The following is a 6693-nucleotide window of genomic DNA, read 5'->3' as shown; positions in this document are numbered from 1 at the left end:
ATATTTTATTTTTAAGCTCATTTACCTATTACCACACATGGATGTTGTGATTTTTATCATTATAGGTTTGGGATAACCTAAATATCTTTTGGTAATTTTATTGAACCTAGTATCTATTCTTTAGGGAGAAAGAATATATGTGGGAATTATTTGTAATTCTACTTTCGCTTGGGCTGTTGATGTATACAGCTTACAAGGGTTTTTCCGTCATTCTCATGGCACCAATTTGTGCCTTACTTGCTGTTCTACTCATTAACCCAGCCAATGTTTTACCGTTTTATTCGGGTATCTTTATGCCCAAAATGGTGAACTTTATTAAAGATTACTTTCTTGTATTCTTGCTTGGCGCAATTTTCGGTAAAGTTGTTGAAATGTCAGGAATTGCTGAGTCTATTGCTAGAACCATTGTAAGATGGATTGGAGCAAAAAAAGCAATTTTAACCGTTGTATTGTTAGGTGCAATTTTAACATATAGCGGTGTAAGTTTATTTGTTGCTGTATTTGCCATTTATCCTTTTGCAAACCAGTTATTCAGACAAGCTAATATTCCAAAACGTTTAATTCCGGGAACCATCGCGCTTGGTGCATTTACATTCACCATGGATGCATTGCCGGGTACTCCACAAATCCAAAACGTAATTCCAACCACTTTCTTTGGTACCAATATTTATGCCGCACCATTTCTAGGAATTATTGGAGCTATTTTTGTTTTATGCATGGGTTTAAGCTACTTAGAATGGCGTCGCCGTGCTGCTGCAAAAGCTGGGGAAGGATTCTCTGGTTTTGGTATAGACAATATGCCGTCTCAAGAAATTGAAGCTGATATGGCTCTACAAAATAATGGAAGTAAGGCTCGTCAGTTTCTAGCATTTGTACCGCTAATTCTTGTTGCAGTAATGAACAAATATTTGTCTAAAGCAATTAAAGAGTGGTATCCAAATGGCTTTGATTTTACCTCAGTTGGTCTTGCTGATTACACCGTAGATGTTGCAAAAACTGGTGCGATCTGGGCGGTTGGACTTGCACTTATTGTCGGGATTATTTCTGCAATTTTATTTGATTATCAGCGTGTAGTGACGAATTTTAAAGAGGGCATTAATGCCAGTATTGGCGGCTCACTTTTAGCAGTGATGAATACGGCCTCTGAGTATGGCTTCGGTGCAATTATTGCGTCATTACCGGGCTTTGCCATGATTAGTCATGCAATGAGCAGTACTTTTACAAACCCTTTAGTGAATGGGGCTGTGACTACAACCGTATTAGCAGGTATTACCGGTTCAGCTTCTGGTGGTATGAGTATCGCTTTAAGTGCGATGGCTGAACACTATAACGCTGCGATTTTAGCTGCTGGTATTCCACCAGAAGTCATGCACCGTGTGGTTGCGATGGCTTCAGGTGGTATGGATACGCTTCCGCATAATGGTGCTGTCATTACTTTACTTGCTGTTACAGGCTTAACGCATAAACAGTCGTATAAAGATATTTTTGCAGTCACAGTAATTAAGACATTAGCGGTATTTGTGGTGATTACGGTCTTTACCGTAACGGGTATTGTTTAAATCAGCACGTTATAAGTATTAAGGAGTAAATAAATGACAAAACTTTTAGACGGTAAGGTCGCTTTTATTACAGGTTCTGCAAGTGGTATCGGTCTAGAGATTGCTAAGAAATTTGCTCAAGAAGGTGCCAAAGTTGTCATTTCTGACATGAATGCTGAAAAGTGCCAAGAAACGGCGAACTCACTTAAAAAGCAAGGTTTTGATGCATTATCTGCACCATGCGATGTGACTGATGAAGATGCTTATAAACAAGCCATTGAGCTTACTCAAAAGACTTTTGGTACGGTTGATATCTTAATTAATAATGCTGGTTTCCAACACGTTGCACCTATTGAAGAGTTCCCAACTGCTGTTTTTCAAAAGTTAGTTCAGGTCATGTTAACTGGGGCGTTTATTGGTATTAAACATGTTTTTCCAATTATGAAAGCTCAAAAATATGGCCGTATTATTAATATGGCCTCAATTAATGGTTTGATTGGTTTTGCTGGAAAAGCAGGTTATAACAGTGCTAAACATGGCGTAATTGGCCTAACAAAAGTTGCTGCATTAGAATGTGCGCGTGATGGCATTACGGTAAACGCTTTATGTCCGGGGTATGTAGATACACCATTGGTCCGTGGTCAAATTGCAGATTTGGCTAAAACCCGTAATGTGAGTTTAGACAGCGCACTTGAAGATGTAATTTTGGCAATGGTTCCTCAAAAGCGTTTGCTCTCTGTTGAAGAAATTGCTGACTATGCGATTTTCCTTGCGAGTAGCAAAGCAGGTGGGGTAACCGGCCAAGCTGTTGTTATGGATGGTGGTTACACCGCTCAATAATTTAAATATTTTATAAAAGCCGCTTATTTAAAATAGGCGGTTTTTTTATTCGTTAAAAATTTACGATAGTATGCTGTTCAAAATAATAATTTATCTCTACTCTATTTGTTTATAAAAACCTAATAAAATAAATTTGTTAAGGTATGAAATTATACTTTAAAGGTATTTAACTTATTTCCATTTTTAAAATCTAATAGAGTATGAGAAAGTAATCTTTACTCTCTTTCTTGATTCGGTATTTTCAGGAAAATTCGCCAATTAAAGGATATTAATTGGCATACAAGTTGCTTTTTAAGCAATAAGTTATTTAGCTAGGTGAAAAGGATATGATATCACTCAGCCAACAGATGGAACTCAATCATTATTCACGCAAGGCTGAATTTGCGCAGAATCTGATGTCCACAATTTGTGGTGAACACCGTCTAGAGACCATTTACAAAGACACTTTAGATTTTCACTATGATGGAATGCGTTTGCCTAATAAAAAAATGGCAATCGGTACAATCAGTTATGGTGCAAATGTTGCCATTAACATCTCAAATTTAAAAGCGTATAGCATTAGTTTGCCTATACAGGGGCGACAAGCTCTCAACATTCGTGGTGCACATTATCAATCTGATGAAAACAGGGGCCTTATTGTTTCAAATAACGATCAGCAAGATTTGATTATCGATAAAGATTGCAGAAAATTTCAGGTGGTTATTCCTGAACGAAGTATGCAGATTGTTCTTGCAGATCTACTCAATAAACCAATTGAAAGTCCTATCATTTTTAATCCTGAAATGCACTTAGACTCTGAGCAACTGATTGGAGCATGGTGGAAGAACATTCAAAATTTTGTACAGTTAAAATCGCAATATAGCAATTTTTATGGTTTGCAGATGTTGTCTGAAGACTATGAAAATTTTGTAATTAAAGCGTTATTATTGTCTCAAGAAAACAACTACTCTGAAGCCTTAAAGTCACTCTCACATCAAGACGAGCCAGCGTATATTCGTAAGGTTCGTAATTTTATTATTGAACATGCTCACGAAGAAATCTGTGCAGAAGATTTGCAGCGTCTGGCTGGGGTTTCAAAATCAAAATTGTATGACGAATTTCAACAGTACTACAGCACCAGTCCAATGTCGTATTTAAAAAAATATCGTCTCCAACAAATTTATAAAATCTTGAGCACCACAGGAGCAGATAGAAAGGTTTCTATTTCAAAGCTTGCGTATGACTGGGGCTTTAACCATTTAAGCCGTTTTTCTCAAGAATATCGTGAAGAATTTGGAGAAAACCCAAGTGAGACCAAAGGCAAAATTTTCTGATATTTAATTTTCCAAATTAAAAAACTGATTTAGGCAACTAAATCAGTTTTTTATTTATCGATTAATATTTATAGGCTTTCCTCAAACTTTAACACTTGTTTGTGTTTAGATTTTTCATAGATCACTTTCAGGCTAAGTGCAATAAATGAGATGAAGGTTGGTAAAGCGAGAATAAAGAAAATACCGCTTAAACTTAAGTTAAAAGTGAAAATGAGCGAACCAAAGAAAGCGCCTAAAATTGCACCGATACGACCAATACCATGCATCCATGAAACACCAACCGCGCGGCATACTGCTGGATAGAACATAGCCGCAAGTGGCAGTAATGAAGACTGCGCACCAGCGAGTAAAGCACCAATTAAGAAAATAGTAAGACCCAATAAGAAAATATTTGAGCTCACCAAACCTGCAACAATGAATAGGACGAAAGCAATCAGATATGAATATTTAATGACTGTAGTTGGGTTCAGTTTATCCATGTACCATCCCATAATGGTTGCGCCAATTACACCACCAAAAGGGAAAATCGCAGCAATTAAACTAAACTGTTGGGTACTGAAACCTGCTGTTTTTAAAATCGTTGGCATCCAGCTTGTTAAAAGATAGAACACCAAAAGACTAGTAAAACAGCAGAGCCAAAGCATGCTTGAACCCCAAAGATATTTTCCTAAAACCACTTTAACCGGATTTTTATCTGAGGTATTTTCTGCTTGAGTTAAAACAAGTTTTACAGGCTCTTGGAAAGCATAGCCTTGAATGTTTTCTAAGATACGCTGTGCTTTATCTTGTTGATGACGTGTAATTAAGTATTGCGTTGATTCAGGTAATTTAAGCAACAAAGCAATCACTAAAATTAGGGGAATGCTTCCGCCAATAATAATCACTTTGGCCCAGCCATAGCTTTCTAATAGATAAGCTGACAGCACACCGCCGCACGAAATACCTAGCATAAATCCACAGCCAGCAAGACCTGTAAGGAATGCTTTACGTTTTACAGGCATATATTCTGAGACAATAGTACTGATATTCGGCATAGCTGCCCCTAAACCAACACCTGTAATAAAGCGATAAATCATTAAGTCTTGAGTTGAATTGGCAAAGCCACACAAAATGGTAAATATGGAAAACAAAAGACTTGTAAAAACAATAACACCTTTACGGCCAAATTTATCGGCTAAGGGTCCCGAAATAATTGCACCGATCGACATGCCGACTAAGGCAGCACTTAAAACGGGAGCAAGTTGAGGTTTGGTAATTCCCCAGTCATCCAGTAATGCAGGAGCAACAAAACCAATAATTCCTGTGTCTAGACCATCACAGAAGAAGACAAAAAATCCTAGGATAAAAACCATCCACTGTAATGGAGATAGTTTCTCACGGTTGATAATCGTGTTTGCATCTATCGTTTTCATATGTATTCCTTCTTAAAATTATTTAATTCCCTGAGTAATTCAATGTATTCGTTACAAAACCTGTATCTTTGATTGAACTATTTTTAGCCAGTCTTCACTATCCAATAAGTCCTAATCTTCATCCATTTTTTCCAAATTAGATAAAAAGCATTTATTTCATTTTTAATTTAAAATTTTGAAATATAGGTGTTTCTTTGTTTTTAATTTTTTATCCAGTTTAATTGATTTTGATAATTGCGCAGAGATTGGATAATGCTTGCAGCTTTTGGACAGTCTAAAAAAAAATTCGGATAGAAGATAAAGCCATAACAATGTCAGGAGTTGACACTATGGCTGGTCAAACCATTCAAATTAAAACAGCATCTGGAAAGCAGTTCAGTGCATATCTAGCGACGCCAGAAACAGGAAAAGGACCCGGTGTGGTGCTTTGTCAGGAAATCTTTGGGGTTAATGCAGCCATGCGAGAAAAAGCAGAATATCTTGCAGAAGAAGGCTATACCGTTTTAGTTCCTGATTTATTTTGGCGTGTCGCACCTAATATAGAACTGGGTTATACACCAGAAGATTTTCAAAAGGCTTTCGAGCTTTATCAGCAATATGATGAAAATCTTGGGGTTGAAGATATTCAGGACAGCTTATCTTTTTTAAAGACTCGACCAGAATGTGACACTTCCACAGGCCTCGGCGTAGTGGGCTATTGTTTAGGTGGAAAGCTGGCGTATCTAGCAGGCTGCCGACTTTCTGACGTGGCATGTGCCGTAGGTTATTACGGCGTAGGCATTGAAAAAGCGTTAGATGAGTTAGCCAACGTAAAAGGGCGTTTGGTTTTACATATTGCAGAGCTGGACCAATTTACACCGCCAGATGCAAGGCAAGCGATTGTGAATGCAGCCAACCAGTATTCAAATGTACAAGCCTATGTTTATGAAGGTGTTGATCATGCGTTTGCACGCCCTAAAAGCAATCATTATCACAAACCGTCAGCACGTTTTGCCCACGAGCGTACAGTAACCGCTCTACATGACACGATTGGACCGAAATATGACTTAGTTGCTTTATGGGAAGAGCATATTCGTCATGAGTTTGATACGCGTGATGTGCCAGCAACCATGGCAACGATGGTCGCAGAACCTTATGTCAACCATATTCCAACTTTAACTGGTGGTGTAGGCCAAAGCCAGCTTGCTCGTTTTTATCAATATCATTTTGTTCACCAAAACCCGAAAGATATGAAGATTACTTCGATCTCTCGTACGGTTGGCTCAACGCAAGTGGTAGACGAGTTCATTATGAGCTTTACCCACGACGCTGAAATTGACTGGTTATTACCGGGTGTAAAACCGACTGGTAAATATGTCGAAATTCCAATGTTGGGTGTAATTCAGTTCAGAGGTTCAAAGTTGTGCCATGAGCATATTTACTGGGACCAAGCATCGGTGCTCGTTCAAATTGGTTTATTAGACCCAACAGGCTTACCAGTTGCAGGTGTCGAGACAGCACGAAAACTTCTTGATGAAGATCTTCCTTCAAATACGTTGATGCCATCTTGGTCAAGTAGTGAAGGCAAGCCAGTCAATTAAGGAGTATCTG

The 6693-nt window shown here is 38.1% G+C and carries 5 protein-coding genes; 4 read left to right on the top strand and 1 reads right to left on the bottom strand.

What is annotated here, in order from left to right; all coding sequences use genetic code 11:
• Positions 1-137: 137 nt before the first annotated feature.
• From ACH63V_RS09900 to ACH63V_RS09890, 3 genes are all read left to right on the top strand, one after another.
• Positions 138-1559 carry a GntP family permease gene (locus ACH63V_RS09900; RefSeq protein WP_396463401.1) on the top strand — a complete coding sequence of 474 codons (1422 nt, stop codon included), beginning with the start codon at positions 138-140 and terminating at the stop codon, positions 1557-1559.
• A gap of 33 nt (positions 1560-1592) precedes the next feature.
• A complete protein-coding gene (locus ACH63V_RS09895; RefSeq protein WP_396463400.1) occupies positions 1593-2378 on the top strand; it encodes a 3-hydroxybutyrate dehydrogenase in 786 nt (261 codons plus the stop codon).
• 326 nt (positions 2379-2704) lie between these two features.
• Positions 2705-3691, top strand: a complete 987-nt coding sequence (locus tag ACH63V_RS09890) for an AraC family transcriptional regulator (RefSeq protein WP_396463399.1) — start codon at positions 2705-2707, stop codon at positions 3689-3691.
• A gap of 68 nt (positions 3692-3759) precedes the next feature.
• On the opposite strand, the gene ACH63V_RS09885 is transcribed toward ACH63V_RS09890, so the two are convergent.
• A complete protein-coding gene (locus tag ACH63V_RS09885) occupies positions 3760-5103 on the bottom strand; it encodes an MFS transporter (protein WP_272341939.1) in 1344 nt (447 codons plus the stop codon).
• Between the two features lie 329 nt (positions 5104-5432).
• Here ACH63V_RS09885 and ACH63V_RS09880 point away from each other — a divergent pair, with 329 nt between their 5' ends.
• Positions 5433-6683, top strand: a complete 1251-nt coding sequence (locus tag ACH63V_RS09880) for a dienelactone hydrolase family protein (RefSeq protein WP_396463398.1) — start codon at positions 5433-5435, stop codon at positions 6681-6683.
• The last annotated feature ends 10 nt before the right edge of the window (positions 6684-6693 follow it).

Origin of the sequence: Acinetobacter sp. ABJ-A23_2, assembly GCF_044538765.1 — a bacterium.
GTDB classification, from domain to species: Bacteria; Pseudomonadota; Gammaproteobacteria; order Pseudomonadales; family Moraxellaceae; genus Acinetobacter; species Acinetobacter nosocomialis_A.
The sequence above is the reverse complement of the archived record's forward strand: the minus strand, read 5'-3'. Positions and strand labels throughout refer to the sequence as shown.